This is a genomic window from Pseudonocardia sp. NPDC049154 (assembly GCF_040648315.1).
Classification (GTDB): domain Bacteria; phylum Actinomycetota; class Actinomycetes; order Mycobacteriales; family Pseudonocardiaceae; genus Pseudonocardia.
In genome coordinates, this window is the sequence record NZ_JBEZDN010000057.1 from 1 (window position 1) to 18,991 (window position 18,991).

The following is an 18,991-nucleotide window of genomic DNA, read 5'->3' on the forward strand; positions in this document are numbered from 1 at the left end:
GGGTGCACGGGAGGGTGCATGTCCGAAGTGGTCCGGCACGGCGGGGACCAGATGTCCGGGGCGCCGGTCCGCATCGCGCGGCGCCGCGAGCGCAGGTAGAGCCAGGGCCCGGAGAGCAGCGCCCGGTGCCGCCGGCCGGAGCCCGGGGCGGCGGTCTCGGAGCAGCCCGTCACCCCGGCGTCGCGGTCGGCGATCGCGCCCAGCCGGCGCACGGCCGCCGGGATGCGGCGCAGCGCGGCGGCCCGGCCGCGCGGCGAGAGTGCGACCTTCGTGAGGAAGCCGGCCAGGCCGACGGCGTAGCCCTCGACCTGCTCCTGCAGCCCGGCGAGGTCGCTGCGGTGGTGGTGGCGCACCCAGGCGGCCGGTTCGTAGGCCAGGACGTGCCCGGCGAGCACCAGCCGCACCAGGAACTCGCAGTCCTCGCCGCTGCGGGTGGGCGAGCCCGGCCCGAAGGCCTCGTCGAACCCGCCGACCTCGCGCGCGACGTCCGCCCGCACAGCCAGGTTCGCGCCGATGCCCAGCAGACCGGGGGCGAACGGGAAGATCGCCGAGTCCTCCGGCGGCGCGGCGAGCGAGTAGGTCCGCGGGCGGAAGCCCTTGGCCCAGCCCAGCGTCGCGTCGGCGAGGAGCTCCTGCTCGGTGTCGAGGCGGGCGGCGAGCACCGGCCCGCTCACGCAGACGACCTCGGGGTCAGCGGCGAACGCACCGGCCAGCCGGCGGGCCCAGGCGGTGTCGACCTCGGTGTCGTCGTCGGTGAAGGCGACGAGCCTGGTCTCCGCCTCGGCCAGCCCGCGGTTCCGGCCGGCGGACGTGCCACGGCGCGGCTCGCGCAAATAGCGCACGCGCGGATCGCCGATGCCGGCCACGACCCGCTCGGTCGCGTCGTCGGCCGGGTCGTTGTCGACCACGAGCACCGTGACGGCGGGGTGGTCGCCGGCCAGCACCGCGCGCACCGCGCGGCCCAGGCTCTCGGCGCGTCCGCGGGTGGCGATCACGACGGTGACCGGCTCGACGGAGCTCGGCACCCGCCGCGGCTCCGGCAGGGCCCCGAGCTGCGCGCGGACCGCGTCGGCCACGGTCACGGCGTCGGCCACGCCCGCGCGCAGCGGCACGGTCACCTGCCCCACGGCGTCGCCGTGCGCGGTGACCAGCAGCCGGGCGGCGGTGTAGCGGGACTCGACGTGCAGGCCCGCGACGTCGTCGACGTCGGTCTCGCCGACCCAGGTGGGTCCGTGCTCGTCCGTCATCTCGCGTTCCTTCCGTTCCCGCCCGGCCCCCGGAGTTCGGGTGTCCCGGGTGGGACGAACACCAGTCTCCGCACGCACGCTGTGACCACCCTGAGAACGAGCACATCCCCAGCTCAGTGACGTCCTTGAGGGTGCCTGAAGGGGTGGTTCGGCCAGGATTGGTGACGCTCCGTGTCGATCTCCGGAGGACACGCCCGAGGCGGGGTAGGGTCCTTGCGTGGGTGAGGGATCAAGGGTCGGCCGGCCGCGCGCCGGCATCGTCGTGACCGGGAGCGAGCTGCTCACCGGGGCCGTCCGGGACGCCAACGGGCCGTGGGTCGCCCGCGAGCTCGGCGAGCTCGGGTTCGAGGTCGCGCAGGTCGTGCTCGTCGGGGACCGGCCGGAGGACCTGGCGGCCGCCCTACGGCAGGTGACCGAGGGCGGCGTCGACCTGCTGGTGACGAGCGGGGGACTCGGCCCGACGGCGGACGACATCACGGTCGAGATCGTCGCGGCGTTCGTGGGTGCGGAGCTGGAGCTCGACACCGCGATGCAGGAGACGATCGGACGCCGGGTGGCGCGGTGGGCGCGGCGCACCGGGTTCGCCGGGCCCGCCCTCGACGAGGCCACCCGCAAGCAGGCGATGGTGCCGCGCGGGGCCGTCGCGCTGGAGCCGGTCGGGACCGCGCCCGGGCTCGTCGTCCGGCGCCCGGACGGGCCGCTCGTCGTGGTCCTGCCCGGGCCGCCGAGGGAGCTGCAGGGGATGTGGCCCGCGGTGCTGGCGGCGGCGCCCTTCGCGGAGCTGCTCGCCACCGTGCCGCGGGCCGAGGCGCGGTCGTTGCGCTTCTTCAACCTGCCCGAGTCCGAGATCGCCGAGACGCTCCGCGACATCGAGCGCGCCCGGGACCTGTCCGACGTCGAGGTCACCACCTGTCTGCGCCGCTCGGAGCTCGAGGTCGACCTGCACCCGTTGCCCGGCGCCGAGACGGTCGCGACCGAGCTGGCCGACGAGCTGATCGCGCGGCACCGGAAGCAGCTGGTCAGCGCGGTCGGCGCGACCACGGACGAGCTGCTCGCTGAGGCGCTGCTCGAGCACGGGCTCACCGTCGCGACGGGGGAGTCGTGCACCGGCGGGATGCTGGCGTCGCGGCTGATCGACCGCGCCGGCTCGTCGGACTACGTCAACGGCGGGGTGGTCGCCTACTCGAACGAGGCCAAGACCGCCCTGCTGGGCGTGCCCGCCGAGATGATCGCCGAGCACGGGGCGGTGTCGCCAGAGGTCGCCCGCGCGCTGGCAGACGGGGCGCGGGAGAAGTTCGGCGCCTCGATCGGGGTCGGGATCACGGGGGTGGCCGGTCCAGGTGGCGGGACCGAGGCCAAGCCCGTCGGGTACGTCTGCTTCTGCGTCACCACGGCCGACGGGCAGGTCCTCGCCCGCGACCCGGTCCTGCCCGGATCGCGGGGGGACATCAGGGAGCGCTCCACCGACCTCGCGATGCACCTGCTGCTCCGCGCCGCCGGCGGCCTCCCGCACTGACCTCGCCCGACCCGCGGGGGCGAGAGCCCGACTCACGGATGGGGAAAGTATTTCCGCGAGTCGGGAGTTCTGGCACCGCGAGTCGGGAGTTCTGGCACCGTTAGGGGCCGGGCACGCTGGAGTGCGGGCCCGGCCCGTCGGCTCAGCTCGCGCGGGCGGCGGCGAAGCGCTGCTGCGCGTCCGCCCAGTTCACGACGTTCCACCACGCCGTGACGTAGTCCGGCTTGACGTTCTTGTACTGCAGGTAGAAGGCGTGCTCCCACATGTCCAGCAGCACGATCGGGACCTGGCCGGCCGGGAGCTGGGACTGCTGGTCGTAGAGCTGGTGCACCAGCAGCCGCTTCCCGAGCTGGTCCCAGCCGAGGATCGCCCAGCCGGAGCCCTGGATCGTGGTGGCCGCGGCCGTGAAGTGGGCCTGGAAGGCGTCGAACGAGCCGAAGTCCTCGTCGAGCGCCGCGGCGAGCTCGCCGTCCGGCTTGTCGCCGCCCTCGGGGGAGAGGTTCTGCCAGAACGCCGAGTGGTTCACGTGGCCGCCGAGGTTGAACGCGAGCGTCTTCTCCAGCCCGACGATCGCGTCGAAGTTCCCGGCTGCACGCGCCTCCGCGAGCTTGTCGAGGACGCCGTTGAGCGCGGTGACGTACGTGTTGTGGTGCTTGGAGTGGTGCAGCTCCATGATCTCCGGCGCGATGTGCGGGGCGAGCGCGCCGTAGTCGTACGGCAGCTCGGGCAGCGTGTACTCGGCCACGAGGGGTACTCCGTTCCGTGTCGGGGTCCGTCGGGCCCGACGCTATCCCTTGTTGCAAGTTGTTCGCAGGTCGAAGTCTTCTGCGATAAGGTGATCCGCGTCCGCCCGGTGCGGACCCCGGCGTAGGTGATCGTTCTGGCAGCTCGACATCCGTGCGCCACGAGAGGGCCGCCCGGCACGTCCGGCGGCCCTCTCGTCGTGGCACTTCCGCGCCGGATCGGCTGGTCGTGCCGCCCCGGACCTGCGACGATTCTTCAGTCGCCACCGGCGCTCCCCGCGGTGGCGGGGGAGGGGGACGACATGGACGACGGCAGGATCTTCGGCGACGGCCTGGCCGTCGGTCCCGATCTCCGCGGAGCCGCGGAGGTCGCGACCGCAGAGGCGCTGGCCGGTTTCGAGGGGCGCGCACCCGATCTGCTGGTGGTCTTCGTGGCCACGGGCCGCGGAGGCGATCCCGACGCGGCCGCGGCGGCCGCCGTGCGCGCCATGGAGATCGCGGGCGCGCGTGCCGCCATCGGCACGACCGCACACGGCGTGATCGCCGACGGCCGTGGTGTCGAGCAGGAACCGTCGGTCTCGGTGTTCGCCGCGGCCCTGCCCGGCGTACCGCTCGACACGTTCCGGCTCGGCGCGCGGCGCGGTTCCGGCGGCATCGAGGTCACGGGCACGCCACCGGCGGCGGCCGCGGCCGCCGCGGAGGCGGCGATCCTGCTCGTCGACCCGTTCTCGTTCCCGGTCGGCGGCTACCTCGAGCGGTCCGCCGAGCTGCTCCCGGGCCTGCCGCTGATGGGCGGACTGGCGAGCGTCGGCGCGGCCCCCGGCGGCAACCGCCTCGTGCTCGACGGCGAGGTGCTCGACGGCGGCGCGGCCGGCGTGCTGATCGGCCGCGGCGCCGGGGTCCGGACCGTGGTGAGCCAGGGCTGCCGCCCGATCGGGCCGCCGATGATCGTGACCGCGGCGAAGGCGAACCTGCTGCTGGAGCTGGCCGGCGAGCAGGCCTACGCGAAGCTCGGCGCGATCGTCCAGGCGCTGCCGCCGGAGGAGCAGCGCCAGGCGGCGCAGGCCCTGCACCTGGGCGTCGCGATGGACGAGTACGCCGACGAGCACGGCCGCGGCGACTTCCTCATCCGCGGCGTGATGGGCATCGAGCCGGAGGCGGGCGCGGTGGCGGTCGGCGACGTGGTCGAGGTCGGGCGGACCGTGCGGTTCCAGGTGCGCGACGCCGCCGGCGCGGGCGAGGACCTCGCCCACCTGCTCGACGACCTCCCCCAGGTTCGCGGTGCGCTGCTGTTCTCGTGCAACGGCCGCGGCGCGGGCATGTTCCCCGACGCCGACCACGACCCCCGGATCGTCCGGGCCGAGCTCGGCGAGATCCCGGTGGCCGGGTTCTTCGCCGCCGGCGAGATCGGGCCGGTGGGCGGGCGGAACCACCTCCACAGCTTCACGGCCTCGGTGCTGGCGTTCGAGTAGTCGGTCCGGAGCCGCCGCTCGACGCGTCGTGATCGGCGGCTCGGGCGGGTGGGGGAACGCTCAGGGGGACCGTCGCGTCCGAAGCGGGGCGGCGCTCGGCCGAGTGTGGCGCGCCTGACGGAGCGCGCGAGGAGGTGGACCTTGCAGCTCGGCTGCGGGCGCTCCGGCCGGGCGTGGAACGGGGCACCGTTCCACGCCCGCCGGGAGTGGTCGCGGACCCGCTCCCCGGTGTCCGCGACCCCGCGGCGGCGTCCCCACGCCGGCCGCGGTGGCAGGGCCCGTCGGCCCAGGTTCTGGGTCCGCTCAGCGGTGCTGCGCGACGCCGGAGTTCGTCGAGTTCTCGGTGACGGCGGTCTGACGGACATCGCCGGAGTTCAGGATGCCGCCGATGGTGACCGCCGGCGCGAGCTGCAGGTCGAGGCCGAGCAGGCCGCCGCCCTGCACCGCGTACTGACCGCCGCCGCGCCCCGACCCGTGCTGCGCGACGCCCGAGTTCGCCGCGTTCTCGCTCACCGCGACCTGGCGCACGTCGCCGCTGTTGCCGACGCCCCCGACGTTGACCGCCGGGTTCCCCTGGAGGCGGGCCGGGCAGCGGCGGAGGGCGGTGCTCGTGGTGCGGGTCAGCGGGTCTCCTTCGTGGCACGCCGCGCGTCCGACCACAGTGGACCCACTGGGCGGACCGTGACCTCGTGGTTCCGGGGATGTGTCCGGGATGGAGTGATCATCCGCAGACGATCACTCCAACGAGGGTCACTCGACGGGGGTACGAGTACGGGATCGACGGTGACATCCGTCTCGATGCGTCAACACAGGCAACCGTTTGTCACTCGAACGTGCGTCACGAGGCAGCGGCCGACCACGATCGGTCAGCGCACCATCCGGAAGAAGGTCCGCACCTCGTCGACGAAGGTCTCCGGCTGCTCCAGCGACGCGAAGTGCCCGCCCGCCACCGGGTGCGAGAAGTGCCGCAGGTCGGTGAACCGGCGCTCGAGCCAGTGGCGCGGCAGCCGGCTCATCTCGTGCGGGAACACCGTGGCGCCGGTCGGCACCTCGACGGTGTCCATGCGCGGCTTGCGGAAGCTCTCCCAGTACAGCCGGGCGCTGGAGGCGGCGCTCGCGGTGAGCCAGTAGATCATCACGTTGTCCAGCAGCCGGTCCCGCGGGATCGTGTTCTCGGGGTGCCCGGCGCAGTCCGTCCAGTCCCAGAACTTCTCGACGATCCAGCACGCCTGCCCGACGGGGGAGTCGGTGAGCCCGTAGCCCAGCGTCTGCGGCCGGGTGGACTGCTCGGCCGAGTAGCCCGTGCCGGTGACCTTGAAGCGCTTGGCGAACATCAGCGCCTCCTTCTCCTCGCGGGAGAGGGTGCGGCGCTCCTCCTGGGGCGGGGCCTCGGCCAGCGGCATCGTGAGGTGGATGCCGGCGAGGGCCTCGGGCATCCCGGTACCCAGCGCGGCCGTGATCATCGAGCCCCAGTCGCCGCCCTGCGCGCCGTAGCGGTCGTAGCCGAGGCGGTCCATCAGCTGCGCCCACGCGGTCGCGATCCGCTCGACGCCCCACCCGGACACCGAGGGCTTGCCGCTGAACCCGAACCCGGGCAACGAGGGGATGACGACGTGGAAGGCGTCGGCCGGGTCCTCCGGCTTGGTGAGCGCGTCGACCAGTCCGACGTACTCGATCACCGAGCCCGGCCACCCGTGCGTGAGGATCAGCGGCAGGGCGTCCTCGTGCGGGGACCGGACGTGCAGGAAGTGCACCTCGACCGTGTCGTCGCCGCCGCCGTCGAGACCCGTCGTGAACTGCGGGTACGAGTTCAGCTCGGCCTCGCAGCGCCGCCAGTCGTACTCGTCCGCCCAGTACGCGACGAGCTCCTTCGCGTAGTCGAGCGGCACGCCCTGCGTCCAGCCGTCGACCGTCGCCGGCTCCGGCCAGCGGGTGCGGCGGAGCCGGTCGCGGAGGTCGTCGAGGTCGGCCTCGGGAACGTCGATGCGGAAGTCGCGCACGGCCCTACAGTTGCACGCCGCGTGTGAGCGCGCCGTCGGCCACCAGGTTGGTCCCGCTGATCCGGCTCGCGCGCGGGCTCGCGAGCATGACGACGGCGTAGGCCGTCTCCTCGGGCGTGCCCATCCGACCGGTGGGGTTCAGCGCCATGGCCTCGGCGAAGAACTCCGGCTGGCCGGCCTCGATGCTCTGCCAGACGCCGCCGTCGAAGTAGACGTTGCCGGGCGAGACGGTGTTGGCCCGGATGCCCTTGGCGGCGAGGTCGAACGCGAGCCCGGACATGTAGTGCACGATCGCGGCCTTCATCACGCCGTAGGAGCCGCCGGCGAAGTCCGCCTCGCGCCCGGACACGCTCGACACCGCGACGATCGCCGGCACGTCGCTCTTCTCGAGGTACGGCATCGCCGCCTCGACCATCCGCACAGTGTGCATGAGGTCGACCTCGAAGGAGTTCTTCCAGTTCTCCTCGCCGGGCCCGATGGCCAGGGCGCTGACGTTGGCGATCACGATGTCGATCCCGCCGGCCTCGCCCTCGTCCCGCACCCAGGCGGTGAGGGCCTCCGCGTCGGCGACGTCCAGGGCCCGGCCGCTCGCCCCGGTCGCCTTCGCCCTGGCCGCCACCTCCTCGGCGTTGCGGGCGCAGAAGGCGACCGTGGCGCCCTCCTCGACCAGCAGGTCGACGACGGCGCCGCCGATGCCCTTCGTCCCGCCGGTGACCAGGGCCTTCCGGCCGCGGAGCTGCAGGTCCACGCGTCTCTCCTCTAGATCGTGCGGGCGGTGTCGCGCAGGTGGGCGTGCATGCCCCCGTACGCCGACCCGGCGGGCAGGAGGTTCTTCGCGATCTTGGTGACCGCGCTGTAGTTGGTGTCGACCACGTTGGCGAGCGGCGACTCCGAGATCTGGGTGAGCAGCTGGTAGGCGTCGAGCCGGTCCAGCCCGTACAGCTCGCCGAGCCAGGCGATCATGCCGATCTGGCTGGCCCGCCAGGCGTCCTCCAGGGGCCGGGCCGAGCCGACGACGGTGTAGTGCGTGTCCGACTCGATCCGCGGCCAGACCGTCGGCGTGTTCTTGATCAGCTCGACGATCAGCGTGACGTCCATGGCGCCCTCGACGGCGGTGCCGCAGCTCTCGCCCTCGCCCTGGCGGTAGTGCCCGTCGCCGACCGAGAAGAGCGCGCCCTCGACGTTGACGCCCAGGTAGCAGGTCACGCCCGGCTTCATCTCGGGCGTGTCCATGTTGCCGCCGAACAGGTCCGGCACCAGGCTCGAGCGCACCTCGCGCCCGGCCGGGGCCACGCCGACCGTGCCCAGCATCGGGTTGCACGGCAGCTCGAGCTCCAGGTCCACGCTCTGCGCCGCGAACCGGACGACGCCCCGCGCCCGGTCGAGCTCGTAGATCCAGGTCCGCTCGGGCAGCGGGTCGTGCAGCAGCGCGGTGCGCTCCGTGGTCGAGAGCGCGCCGAAGAAGGGGATCGTCGACGACGCGCCCCAGTCCCGCGCCGGCGTCATGTCGACGAAGTGCAGCGCGAGCGTGTCGCCCGGCTCCGCGCCCTCGACGTGGAACGGGCCGGTCTGCGGATTGACCTCGGCCATGTTCAGCACGGCGCTGGGGCGGTCGCTCGTGGAGGTCAGCCGCCCGGAGAAGGCGTCCTCGGTCCAGAGCCGCAGCAGCGTGCCCGGCGTGATCCGGTGCGATGGCGCCACCCCGCCGAAGGTCCAGACGTACTGGTCACGCGTCGGCCGGTACTCCACCACGTCCATGCCGGCGATCGTTGCGCCTTCACCCATCGCGCCACAACCCCCGCGCCCGGCGAGCGGCGCTCTCGCTCACACCTACTGGGCGAACGCGCCGCTCGTGCTCCCGGTGGCGAGCGCGGACGCGCCGAGGGCCCGCGAGATGCCCCGCGCGGCGGCGAGCACCGCGGGCACGTAGGCGTGCGGGTTCGCCTCGATCGGGACCACGATGGACAGCGCGGCGACGACGCGGCCCTGGCCCGCCCGGATCGGCGCCCCGACCGACTGGGAGACCATCTCGATCTGCTGCTCGCTGATCGCCACGCCGGTCCGGCGGACCTCGCCCAGCAGGTGCCGCACCCGGTCCGGTTCGGTCAGCGTCCGCTCGGTGAAGCGGCGGAACGGCGCCGCCAGCACCTTCTCGACGTGCTCGGGGTCGGCGTGCGCCAGCAGTGCCAGCCCGACGCCCGTGGCCGTCGCCGGCAGCCGGGAACCGGCGCGGGAGCGGATGCTCACCGCGTCCCGGGCCGCGAGCCGCTCGACGTAGACGACCTCGGCGCCGTCGAGCACCGCGAGCTGGACGTTCTCCCGGGTGACCTCGTGCAGGTCCTCGAGGTACGGCATCGCCCGCTCGCGCAGCCCGAGCCCGCGCGGGGCGAGCGCGCCGACCTCCCACAGCCGCAGCCCCACCCGGTAGAGCCCACCCTCGCCGCGTTCGAGCGCGCCCCACGCGGCGAGCTCGCCGACGAGGCGGTGGGTCGTGGTGAGGGGGAGCCCGGTCCGCCTGCTGATCTCGGTGAGGGACAGCTCCGGGGTGGCGGCGGTGAAGGCCCCGAGGACGTCGAGGACCCGCGCCGTCACCGTCGACCTGCCTGCCACGAGCGGGCATTCTTCCGCACAACGGAAGGCCGGTCGAGTCGTGGCGGCTCCGTGCCGCACAGTGCTGGGCGACGCGCCGACAGGCACCGTGCAGCGAGACGCTCGGAGAGGAGCGATCGATGACCCTGGCCCATCCCCGGCCCTACCAGCAGCCGAGGGACACCCACCCCCCGCTCGACTACGCGGGCTACAAGAGCACCGGGCTGCGGGCCCCGACGCAGCGGCCGGTCATCGTTCCGCAGCGGCTGACCGAGGTCACCGGGCCCCTGCTCGTCGGCGAGATCGGGCCGAACGACCACGACCTGACCCGCCAGCACGAGGGCGAGCCCCTCGGCCAGCGGATCACCGTGTCCGGCCGGGTGCTCGACTCCGACGGCCGCCCGGTGCCGGACACGCTGGTGGAGGTCTGGCAGGCCAACGCCGCGGGCCGCTACGCGCACAAGCGCGACACCTGGCCCGCCCCGCTGGACCCCAACTTCTCCGGCGGCGGCCGCGTGGTCACGAACTCGCTCGGCGAGTACTCGTTCACCACGATCAAGCCCGGCGCGTACCCGTGGGGCAACCACCACAACGCCTGGCGGCCGGCGCACATCCACTTCTCGCTGTTCGGGCGGGCGTTCACCCAGCGGCTCGTGACGCAGATGTACTTCCCCGAGGACCCGCTGTTCGCGTTCGACCCGATCTTCCGATCGGCGCCCGAGGGTGCCCGGGAGCGGATGATCTCGACCTTCGACATGGACACCACCCAGCCCGAGTGGGCGCTGTCCTACCGCTGGGACATCGTGCTGCGCGGCCGCGAGCAGACCCCGTTCGAGGAGCCCCATGAGTGAGCAGCTGCCGCTGACGCCGTCCCAGACCGTCGGGCCGTACCTGCGGCTCGGGCTGGACTGGCCGAAGGGCGCCGACGTCGTCCCGCCCGGTACGCCGGGCGAGATCGTGATCTCCGGGATCGTCTACGACGGCGCCGGCGTGCCGATCACCGACGGGCTGATCGAGACCTGGCAGGCGGACCCCGACGGCCGCTTCGCGCACCCCGACGACCCGCGCGGGGCCGTCGAGCCCTCGGTGCCGGGCTTCGTCGGCTTCGGGCGCAGCTGCACGGACGAGACGGGTCGCTGGAGCGTCCGGACCGTGCTGCCCGGCGCACTGCCGGCGCTGGACACCGATGCCCAGGAGGCGCCGCACCTCGACGTGTCGGTGTTCGCGCGCGGCCTGCTCGACCGCGTCGTCACCCGGATCTACTTCGCCGGGCAGCCCGGCAACGACACCGACCCGGTCCTCGCCGCCGTGCCGGCCGAGCGGCGGGACACCCTGGTCGCCGAGGAGGTCGGCGAGGCGGAGTACCGCTTCGACATCCACCTGCAGGGCGACCGCGAGACGGTGTTCCTGCAGGTCTAGGGCACGTTCGCGAAGCTCACCGAGCGGAACGTGTAGTCGCCGGAGCCCGGCGACACCGAGTCCGGGGAGGTCCAGCGCGCCGCCTGATGCGCGGCCGCTGCGGCCTCCCCGCTCGTGTCCCGGGCGTCCTCCGCCTGCTGCGCGCAGGTGTTCGTGGACAGCAGGGCGACCTTGTCGGTGCGGTTCACCGACTCCGTCCAGTCCGCGCCGGGTCCGGTGGCCAGCGACGTCAGGTCGTAGCAGTGCCCGACCTTCGGGTCGACGAGCGTGTCCGACTGGGGCGACCACGAGCCGTCCCACGCGGTCCCGTTCTGCGCCAGGTAGTAGCCGTGTGCGACGGCCGGATCACTCGTCGGGGCCGCGGAGGCCGCCGTGGCGGCCGCGATGCCACCCGTCGCGACGAGCGCGATGACCGCGAGTGCCAATGCCGTCCGACGCATGTCCGGCCGCCCCCCTGTCGATGTCCCGGCCCGCCACCCGGACGGGTGGCGATCGACCTCACACGGTCAACGCGCGTACCTCGGACCGGTGACGGGTAGCGGTGATCACGACTCCGTCACGGATCTCCCCCGGAGGGATGAAAGATCGTCCCTCACAGCGTTTGCACAGCTGGGGAAGGGCGTAGACCCAGGCGGGGATGCGACAAAGGTACCGATCACGGGATCGGGCGGAAGAGGTGGACGGGTGACGGCGAGCAGGGCGGTCGGGGTGACGCACCCGGGGCACGCACTCGCCGAGCTCACCGCCGGTGCCGTGGCGGGGCTGGGCCGGGGGGCCGTCGCGTTCCGGGCGCGCTTCCCGTTGCTGGCGCAGCTGGTCCGGTACGGCGTGGTCGGCGGGCTCGGCACCGCCGTCAACGCCCTGCTCTACCTGCTCATGCGGCTGGTCCTCGACGCCGTGCCGGCCAACCTCGTCGCGCTGCTGCTCAGCACGGCGGTGAGCACCGAGATCAACCGGCGCTTCACCTTCCAAGGGGCCTCGGCGCACCGCTGGCGGGTCTACATCCAGGACGCGGGGACCGTCGCCTTCTACGCCGGCTACAGCACCGCCGTCCTGCTGGTCCTGCACGAGATCGTCCCCGGCGCCACCCCGCTGGAGGAGACGGCGGCGGTCACGATGGCCAGCGTACTGGGCGGGCTGATCCGGTTCGCGGTGCTCAAGGCGTGGGTGTTCGAGACCCGGTCCGGGGACGCCGAACCGCCTGCCGACGGCGACGACCCGGGCTACGGTCCGGACCATGGCGGACACGACGGGGTTCACGTCCTTCGACGTCACGGTCGACGGGGTCAGGATCCACGGGACGCGCGGCGGCGAGGGCCCGCCGGTGCTCCTGCTCCACGGCTTCCCGCAGAGTCACGTGATGTGGCGGCCGGTGATGCGCGAGCTGGCCGAGCGGCACACGGTCGTCGCGACCGACCTGCGCGGGTACGGGGAGTCCGACCGTCCGCCCTCCGGTGAGGACCACTACGGCTACTCGTTCCGCGCCATGGCGGCCGACCAGGCCGGGGTGATGGCCGAGCTGGGGTTCGAGCGGTTCGCCGTGGTCGGGCACGACCGGGGCGCCCGCGTGACCCACCGGCTCGCCCTCGACCACGCCGACCGCGTGGAGAAGCTCGCGATGCTGGACATCCTGCCGACGAGCTACGTCTACGAGCACGTCGACCGTGCGCTCGCACAGGCCTACTACCACTGGTTCTTCTTCATCCAGCCCGCCGACCTGCCCGAGCGGCTGATCGCCGGCGACCCGCTCTACTACCTGCACCGCCTGCTCGGCAGCTGGGGGAGCGGGCTCGCGGCCCACGACGCCGAGTCCCTCGCCGCGTACGAGAAGGCCTTCGCCGATCCCGAGGCGCGGCACGCGATGCTCGAGGACTACCGGGCCGGTGCCACGATCGACCTGGAGCACGACGCCGAGGGCGCGAGGCTCCGCGCGCCGACCCTCGTCCTGTGGGGCGAGAAGGGGGTGGTGGGCCGCAACCCCGAACCCCCGACCGAGGTCTGGCGCCGCCACGCCGCCGACCCCGCCCTCGTCACCGGGCGGCCGATCCCCGACGCCGGGCACTTCCTGGTGGAGGAGAACCTGCCCGCCACTCTCTCCGCCCTGCGCGACTTCCTGTGAGCGGCAGCTGCTGCTAGAGCGGCAGTTGCCACTCACGACCCCGGGTGAGCTGCGCCGATTCGAGAGGTCATCAGCGCGGGGGGAGGACGCAGAACTCGTTGCCCTCGGGGTCGGCGAGCACGACCCAGGCTTGACCCTCCGCCTCGTCGAGGACCCGCGCGCCCAGCTCCACCAGCCGCGCGATCTCCTCGCGCTGCCCGGTGCCCTCGGGCGGGGCGAGGTCGAGGTGCAGCCGATTCTTGCCGGACTTCTCCTCGGGCACCGGCTGGAACAGCAGCGGCGGCTCGCCGGGCAGCTCGACGTAGCTGGTCCCGGCGGCGTCGTCCCAGGTGAACGGCTCGTCGCGGCCGAGCGCATCGGCCCAGAACTGGGCGAGGCCGGTGGCATCCCGGGCGTCGACCGCCACGGCGATCACCCGGCTCGTCACGACCGCACCTCCCCGTCCCACAGCTCCAGCAGGGCGGCCCGCCGTTCCGCCCGGTCCAGCCCGCGCAGGTCGGCGACGCCCCGGTCGGTGACCACCACCTCGACGTCGTGCGAGGCCGTGGTGACCGGGCGGGAGAGCCGCTCGACGAGGGTCGGCCGCTCCTTCACCGTCGAGGGCATCGCGATGACGGACAGCCCGGACCCGCGCACGCCCGCGGCGCAGAAGTCGGGGTGCCCACCGATCATTCCGGCGCTCGCCCGGCCGACGCCCTCGACGTTGACCTGGCCGTCGAGGTCGATCTCCAGGGCGGCGTTCAGGCCGATCAACGGCGGTGCCCCGGCCGCGGAGAGCCGCCCGATGTCGTGGGTGACCTCGACCGGGTGCAGGATCCGCCGGCCGTCGGCCCACTCGTAGAGCCGCCGCGTGCCGCAGAGGTAGGCGGCGACGGGCTCGTCGAGCAGCAGGCCCTTCGCGTCGAGGTCGACGACCGGGTCGGGCAGCAGCCCCGAGTCGATCCGCACCGGCACCTCGAGCGCCCCGACCATCGCCTGCGCGAGCCGCCCGGGCCCGACCTGCACCCGCGCGCCCTCCGGGACGAGCCCGGCGACGTGCCGCGCCACGATCTCGTCGGCCGGCGTGGGGGCGGCGTCGGGGATCTCGATCGGGGGCGCGTCCGTCTCGCCGAGCACGGTGACCTGCTCCCCGGGAATCGGCGGGCCGACCTCGGCGAGCGGGACGGCCGTGGAGACGACGGCGGCGACCGGCACCCCGGCGTCGACGATCCCGCGCAGGTAGGAGGCCTCGGCGCCGAGGTGCAGGCCGTCGGGTCCGCGGACCAGCGTCCCGACGAGCAGGTCGGGCTTCAGCGCGCCCGCCATCAGGGCGGGGACGGCGGACAGCCGGCAGGGGACGACGTGCGCCTGCCCCGCCTCGACCATGCGCCGCACGCCGGGCCCGCCCATCAGCACTCTGATGTCGGCGAAGGCCGCGGGGTCCAGGTCGGGCGCCAGGCCGGGCATCCAGCCGAGGACGAGCCGCACCTCCTTGCCCTCGGCCGCGCGGCTCAACGGGCCGTGCAGGGAGAGCGGCGTGCCGCACCCGTCGCCGAGGGCCACCCGCATCCCGGGGCGCACCAGATCCGACAGCTCCGCCGCGGTGACCATGGTCGGATTCGACCACACGGCGGGACGGGCCGGGAGGACCTAGATTCCAGGTATGGCCGACATCGCAGGCGCCGCCCGGTCGAGCACGGACGAGTTCGTGCGGGAGCCGCTCGGGGTGCAGGAGCGGATCACCTCGGACGGATCGTCGCCGTGGCCCGTCGAGCCGGACCGCTACCGCCTGGTCGGGGCGCGGGCATGCCCGTGGGCGAACCGGGCGATCATCTCGCGGCGGCTGCACGGTCTGGAGCCGGTCATCTCGCTGGGCATCGCCGGCCCGCTGCACGACGACCGGAGCTGGCGGTTCCATCTCGACCCCGGGAACAAGGACCCGGTGCTCGGGATCGAGTACCTGCGCGAGGCCTACGAGAAGGCGGTGCCGGGCTACGACAAGGGCGTGACGGTGCCGGCGGTCGTCGAGGTGGCCAGCGGGAAGGTCGTGACCAACGACTACAAGGCCCTGGAGTTCGACTTCGCCACCCAGTGGTCGGCCCACCACCGCCCGGGCGCGCCGGACCTGTTCCCGGAGAAGTACCGCGACGAGATCGAGGAGATCTCCGAGCAGATCTTCCACGACGTCAACAACGGCGTGTACAAGGCGGGCTTCGCCAAGGGGCAGCGGGCGTACGAGCGGGCGTACACGGCGCTGTTCGACCGGCTCGACGAGCTCTCGGACCGGCTCGCGGACCAGCGCTACCTCGTCGGCGACACGATCACCGAGGCGGACGTGCGGCTCTGGGTCACGCTCGTCCGCTTCGACTCCGCCTACCACGGCCACTTCAAGTGCAACCGGCAGAAGCTCACCGAGATGCCGGTGCTGTGGGCCTACGCGCGGGACCTGTTCCGGACGCCGGGGTTCGGCGACACGATCGACTTCACCCAGATCAAGCAGCACTACTACGGGGTCCACAGGGAGATCAACCCGACGGGCATCGTCCCGGCCGGCCCGGACCTCTCCGGCTGGCTCACCCCGCACCACCGCGAGGAGCTGGGCGGGCGTCCCTTCGGCGACGGCACCCCGCCCGAGCCGCCGCCGGTGGGGGAGCAGGTCCCCCCGCTCGGCTGAGCCGCAACCCGACGCGCGGGCCGGGGGTGTGCGGGACGGCCCGGCCCGGCAGGGACACTGGGGTGCGATGCGGATCGAGAGCTTCCCTCCCGGAGACCTGGCGCCCGAAGCCCCCGAGCGGCCGCGCCCGCCGCGTCGGCGCCGGCGTGCGGTCTCGGTCCTCAGCGCCGGGCTCGTGGTGGGCGCGCTGTTGGCGGGGATCGGCGTGATCACCGGGGCCGCGCCCGACGTCGCGCTCTCCGCCCGCACCGAGCGGACACCTCAGCAGCAGGCCGCGCCCGCCCCGCAACCGGCGCCCGAGCCGGCTCCCGCCGACCCGCGTCCCACCTGCGTCTCCATGGTCCAGGCACTCAGCTCGCGCGACCGGCTCGCCCAACGGCTGATGGTCGGCGTCGACGCCGCCGACCCCGCCGGCGCAGCGACGATCGTCCGGAACTCGCACGTCGGCGGGATCTTCATCGGCGGCAACGCGACCGCCCTCCTGCAGAACAAGGCGCTCGACGCCGTGCAGGAGGCGGGGAACCTGCCGGTCGCCGTGGCCGTCGACGACGAGGGCGGCCGCGTCCAGCGCATCGACGACCTCGACGGCGAGCTGCCCAGCGCCCGCGCGATGGCGAAGAAGACCCCCGAGCGGGTGCGCGCCCTCGCCGAGGAGCGCGGCCGCCAGCTGGCGGCCCGCGGTGTGACCTGGGACCTGGCGCCGGACGTCGACGTCAGCGACCAGCCGGCCACCTCGGTGATCGGGGACCGCTCCTTCTCGAGCGACCCCGCGGTGGTCACCCGCTACGCCGGCGCGTTCGAGGAGGGGCTGCGGCAGGCCGGCGTCTACGGCGTGCTCAAGCACTTCCCCGGGCACGGGCGCTCCAGCGGCGACTCGCACCAGGGCCGCGTCTCCGTGCCGCCGCTCGACCAGCTGCGGCAGGCGGACCTGAAGCCGTACACCGACCTGCTGGCGCAGCTGGACCACGACCGCGTCGGCGTGATGGTCGGGCACCTCGACGTCCCGGGCCTCACGGACGACCTGCCCTCCTCGCTCACCCCGGCGACCTACACGCTGCTGCGCGACGAGTACCGGTTCGACGGCCTGGTCATGACGGACGACCTCGGCGCGATGAAGGCCGTCAGCAACCGGTTCACGCTGCCGCAGGCGAGCCTCACCGCGCTGGCGGCGGGCGCGGACGTGGCGCTGTCGTCGAACGTCGAGCCGGTCGCCCCGATCCTCGACGCCCTCCAGCAGGCCCTCGACTCCGGGAAGATCACCGCCGCGGACAACGACCGCGCGGTCGAGCGCATCCTCGCCGCCAAGAACCTCTGCCGCCGCACATGAGCGAACGGCGCTCTCGCTCACTGGGTATGAGCGAGAGCGCCGTTCGTGTCACCGGGCCGGTGCGTGACCACCCGGTGTGGCCCGGTGACGGGCTCGGAGGTCAGGCCTGGCCGGTGAAGATCACGGGCTCGGAGAAGACCTCGCGGGTCCACTCGGCCTGCAGCTCACCTGTGCCGGAGCCGACGGCGAAGGCCTTCTTGTACGTGTAGCTCTTGCCGGGCAGGACGGTGGTCGACTCGGCGACTTCCAGCTTCTGGAGGTCGGTGATCTCATCGGCGTGCGTGCCGGCAAAGGTCACGTCCGGGCCGTTGCCGAAGGTGTTGAGCTCGAACGGCTTGTCGGTCCCGTTCTGCACGGTGACGGTGAGCAGCACTGCGCGGTCGACGTTCTGCGGGTAGGCGGAGCTGGACGGGGTGAAGTCCACCGGCGCCGCGATCGTCACCGCCAGCCCGTCCTTGTAGGTGTACGTCTGCCCGAAGCCCACCGTCTGCGACGCGGCCGGTGCGCTCGCCGCGGCGGTCGGAGCTGTCGCACCGGAGACCGTGCCGGAGGACGTCGAGGTCTCGCTGACCGCGCTGGCGAAGGCGGTGGCCCAGAGGATGCAGACCAGCAGGGCGATCGCGGAGAGCGCGATACCCGCGACCGAGAGGCCCTTGTTGTCGGCCTTGCCGCTGGTGACGCGCTGCAGGCCGAAGCCCGAGAGGATCAGGCCGAGGATCGACAGCGGCCAGCCGATCACGCCGATGAAGGGGATCCAGGCGAACAGCAGGGCCAGCAGGCCGAGCACGAAGCCGGCGGTGCCGAGGCCGTTGCGCGGCTGCGGTGCGGGCGGCGGGACCGGGGCGTAATGCTGCGGGACCTGCGCCCACGGCTGCTGCGGGGCGCCGTACCGGCCGTGCTGCGGGTACTGGCCGTACTGCGGCGGCGGCCCGTACGGGCCGGGGTGCTGGGGCTGTCCGCCCTGCGGCGGCTGCGAGGAGGTGGTCACGTTGTGCCTTCGGCGCAGTCCGCTGCTCCTGTTACCTCTCCTCGCGGGCTTCGTCAGAACTGATGAGAGAACACGAACAGCGCTCCCGCTCACTAGATATGAGCGAGAGCGCCGTTCGCCTGACCAGCAGAGTTACATGTCCAGCCCGCCGTTGACGGCGACGACACTGCCGGTGATGTAGCCGGCCTCGTCGTCGAGGAGGAACTGGACGGCGCGGGCGATCTCGTGCGCCTGGCCCAGCCGCCCGACCGGGACGTTCTCGAGCAGCTTCTCCAGCACCTTCTCCGGGACCGCCGCCACCATCTCGGTCTCGATGTAGCCCGGGGCCACGCAGTTGACCGTGATCCCCTTGCGCGCCACCTCCTGCGCCAGGCTCTTGCTGAACCCGAACAGGCCGGACTTCGACGCCGCGTAGTTCGCCTGGCCCACGGCGCCGGACTCGCCGATCACCGAGCTGATGTTGACGATCCGGCCGAAGCCGTTGCCGGACATGTGGTCCAGCACGGCCTTGGTCATGTAGAAGGCGCCGGAGAGGTTGATCCGCAGCACCGCGTGCCAGTCCTCGACGGTCATCCGCCGCACCGTCTTGTCGACGGTGATCCCCGCGTTGTTGACCAGGTAGTCGATCTTCCCGTGGGCCGCGAGCACCTCGTCGGCGTACCGCTGGCAGTCCTCCGGGACGCCGACGTTGCCCTGGTGCACCGAGACCGAGCAGCCCTCGGCCCGCAGCTTCTCGGCCAGGTCGTTGGCGGCCTTGGCGTTGGAGCTGTAGCCGGCGGCCACGTGCACCCCGGCGCGGGCCAGGGTGGTGGTGATCGCCGCCCCGATCCCGCGGGCCCCGCCGGTGACGAGGGCGACGCGCGGTTCGGGGTGGGTGTCGGTCGCTAGGGGTCCGGGAGCGGGGGCGGCGGTCGTCAT

Annotated in this window: 19 protein-coding genes and 1 pseudogene; 8 read left to right on the plus strand and 12 right to left on the minus strand. The window is 73.3% G+C overall.

Annotation, left to right across the window (positions count from 1 at the left end; genetic code table 11):
- Window positions 1-1,247, minus strand: a 1,247-nt coding sequence (locus tag AB0B41_RS24465) for a glycosyltransferase (protein WP_358207110.1), incomplete at its 3' end; no start/stop codon positions are given.
- A 217-nt stretch (window positions 1,248-1,464) separates the two neighbouring features.
- On the opposite strand from AB0B41_RS24465, the gene AB0B41_RS24470 reads away from it, so the two are divergent.
- Window positions 1,465-2,763 (plus strand): competence/damage-inducible protein A, encoded by a 1,299-nt coding sequence (locus AB0B41_RS24470; protein WP_358207112.1) that lies wholly within the window; start codon window positions 1,465-1,467, stop codon window positions 2,761-2,763.
- Window positions 2,764-2,905: 142 nt separating this feature from the next.
- Here the strand turns inward: AB0B41_RS24470 and AB0B41_RS24475 are convergent, their stop codons facing one another.
- Window positions 2,906-3,508 (minus strand): superoxide dismutase, encoded by a 603-nt coding sequence (locus AB0B41_RS24475; RefSeq protein ID WP_358207114.1) that lies wholly within the window; start codon window positions 3,506-3,508, stop codon window positions 2,906-2,908.
- 300 nt (window positions 3,509-3,808) lie between these two features.
- Here AB0B41_RS24475 and AB0B41_RS24480 point away from each other — a divergent pair, with 300 nt between their 5' ends.
- Window positions 3,809-4,978, plus strand: coding sequence for an FIST N-terminal domain-containing protein (locus AB0B41_RS24480; protein WP_358207116.1), 1,170 nt, complete (start codon window positions 3,809-3,811; stop codon window positions 4,976-4,978).
- A 303-nt stretch (window positions 4,979-5,281) separates the two neighbouring features.
- Here AB0B41_RS24480 and AB0B41_RS24485 read toward each other — a convergent pair whose 3' ends face one another.
- From AB0B41_RS24485 to AB0B41_RS24505, 5 genes are all read right to left on the minus strand, one after another.
- The gene (locus tag AB0B41_RS24485; RefSeq protein WP_358207118.1) at window positions 5,282-5,638 is read right to left on the minus strand and encodes a hypothetical protein; all 357 of its coding nucleotides are present in this window, start codon (window positions 5,636-5,638) and stop codon (window positions 5,282-5,284) included.
- A 206-nt stretch (window positions 5,639-5,844) separates the two neighbouring features.
- Complete coding sequence (locus AB0B41_RS24490) at window positions 5,845-6,978, minus strand: epoxide hydrolase (protein WP_358207120.1); 1,134 nt, start codon at window positions 6,976-6,978, stop codon at window positions 5,845-5,847.
- 4 nt (window positions 6,979-6,982) lie between these two features.
- A complete protein-coding gene (locus AB0B41_RS24495; RefSeq protein ID WP_358207122.1) occupies window positions 6,983-7,726 on the minus strand; it encodes an SDR family oxidoreductase in 744 nt (247 codons plus the stop codon).
- Between the two features lie 11 nt (window positions 7,727-7,737).
- On the minus strand, window positions 7,738-8,736 hold the full coding sequence (locus tag AB0B41_RS24500; RefSeq protein WP_358207183.1) for an acetamidase/formamidase family protein: 999 nt from the start codon (window positions 8,734-8,736) through the stop codon (window positions 7,738-7,740).
- Between the two features lie 72 nt (window positions 8,737-8,808).
- On the minus strand, window positions 8,809-9,588 hold the full coding sequence (locus AB0B41_RS24505; protein ID WP_358207124.1) for an IclR family transcriptional regulator: 780 nt from the start codon (window positions 9,586-9,588) through the stop codon (window positions 8,809-8,811).
- 119 nt (window positions 9,589-9,707) lie between these two features.
- Here AB0B41_RS24505 and pcaH point away from each other — a divergent pair, with 119 nt between their 5' ends.
- Both pcaH and pcaG read left to right on the plus strand, forming a co-directional pair.
- On the plus strand, window positions 9,708-10,418 hold the full coding sequence (pcaH, locus tag AB0B41_RS24510) for a protocatechuate 3,4-dioxygenase subunit beta (protein ID WP_358207126.1): 711 nt from the start codon (window positions 9,708-9,710) through the stop codon (window positions 10,416-10,418).
- A complete protein-coding gene (pcaG, locus tag AB0B41_RS24515) occupies window positions 10,411-10,986 on the plus strand; it encodes a protocatechuate 3,4-dioxygenase subunit alpha (protein ID WP_358207128.1) in 576 nt (191 codons plus the stop codon). Before pcaH ends, pcaG begins: the two co-directional genes overlap by 8 nt.
- Here pcaG and AB0B41_RS24520 read toward each other — a convergent pair.
- Complete coding sequence (locus tag AB0B41_RS24520; protein ID WP_358207130.1) at window positions 10,983-11,426, minus strand: hypothetical protein; 444 nt, start codon at window positions 11,424-11,426, stop codon at window positions 10,983-10,985. The two genes, pcaG and AB0B41_RS24520, sit on opposite strands and share 4 nt — an antisense overlap.
- On the opposite strand from AB0B41_RS24520, the pseudogene AB0B41_RS24525 reads away from it, so the two are divergent.
- A pseudogene (locus AB0B41_RS24525) lies at window positions 11,425-12,147 on the plus strand (GtrA family protein); the annotation flags it as partial. The gene AB0B41_RS24520 and the pseudogene AB0B41_RS24525 overlap by 2 nt on opposite strands.
- A gap of 76 nt (window positions 12,148-12,223) precedes the next feature.
- Entirely contained in the window at window positions 12,224-13,105 is an 882-nt protein-coding gene (locus AB0B41_RS24530) for an alpha/beta hydrolase (RefSeq protein ID WP_358207132.1), read from the plus strand.
- 70 nt (window positions 13,106-13,175) lie between these two features.
- Here AB0B41_RS24530 and AB0B41_RS24535 read toward each other — a convergent pair whose 3' ends face one another.
- Together AB0B41_RS24535 and AB0B41_RS24540 are read right to left on the minus strand one after the other, a co-directional pair.
- Window positions 13,176-13,532 (minus strand): VOC family protein, encoded by a 357-nt coding sequence (locus tag AB0B41_RS24535; RefSeq protein WP_358207134.1) that lies wholly within the window; start codon window positions 13,530-13,532, stop codon window positions 13,176-13,178.
- Window positions 13,529-14,695 carry an acetyl-CoA hydrolase/transferase C-terminal domain-containing protein gene (locus tag AB0B41_RS24540; protein WP_358207136.1) on the minus strand — a complete coding sequence of 389 codons (1,167 nt, stop codon included), beginning with the start codon at window positions 14,693-14,695 and terminating at the stop codon, window positions 13,529-13,531. The genes AB0B41_RS24535 and AB0B41_RS24540 overlap by 4 nt, the downstream gene beginning before the upstream one ends.
- Window positions 14,696-14,747: 52 nt before the next feature.
- Between AB0B41_RS24540 and AB0B41_RS24545 the strand changes: the two genes are divergently transcribed.
- Complete coding sequence (locus tag AB0B41_RS24545; protein WP_358207138.1) at window positions 14,748-15,758, plus strand: glutathione S-transferase C-terminal domain-containing protein; 1,011 nt, start codon at window positions 14,748-14,750, stop codon at window positions 15,756-15,758.
- Between the two features lie 67 nt (window positions 15,759-15,825).
- Window positions 15,826-17,085 carry a glycoside hydrolase family 3 N-terminal domain-containing protein gene (locus AB0B41_RS24550; protein WP_358207140.1) on the plus strand — a complete coding sequence of 420 codons (1,260 nt, stop codon included), beginning with the start codon at window positions 15,826-15,828 and terminating at the stop codon, window positions 17,083-17,085.
- 100 nt (window positions 17,086-17,185) lie between these two features.
- Here the strand turns inward: AB0B41_RS24550 and AB0B41_RS24555 are convergent, their stop codons facing one another.
- Both AB0B41_RS24555 and AB0B41_RS24560 read right to left on the minus strand, forming a co-directional pair.
- A complete protein-coding gene (locus AB0B41_RS24555; RefSeq protein ID WP_358207142.1) occupies window positions 17,186-18,073 on the minus strand; it encodes a DUF4190 domain-containing protein in 888 nt (295 codons plus the stop codon).
- Window positions 18,074-18,205: 132 nt separating this feature from the next.
- A complete protein-coding gene (locus tag AB0B41_RS24560) occupies window positions 18,206-18,991 on the minus strand; it encodes a beta-ketoacyl-ACP reductase (protein ID WP_358207144.1) in 786 nt (261 codons plus the stop codon).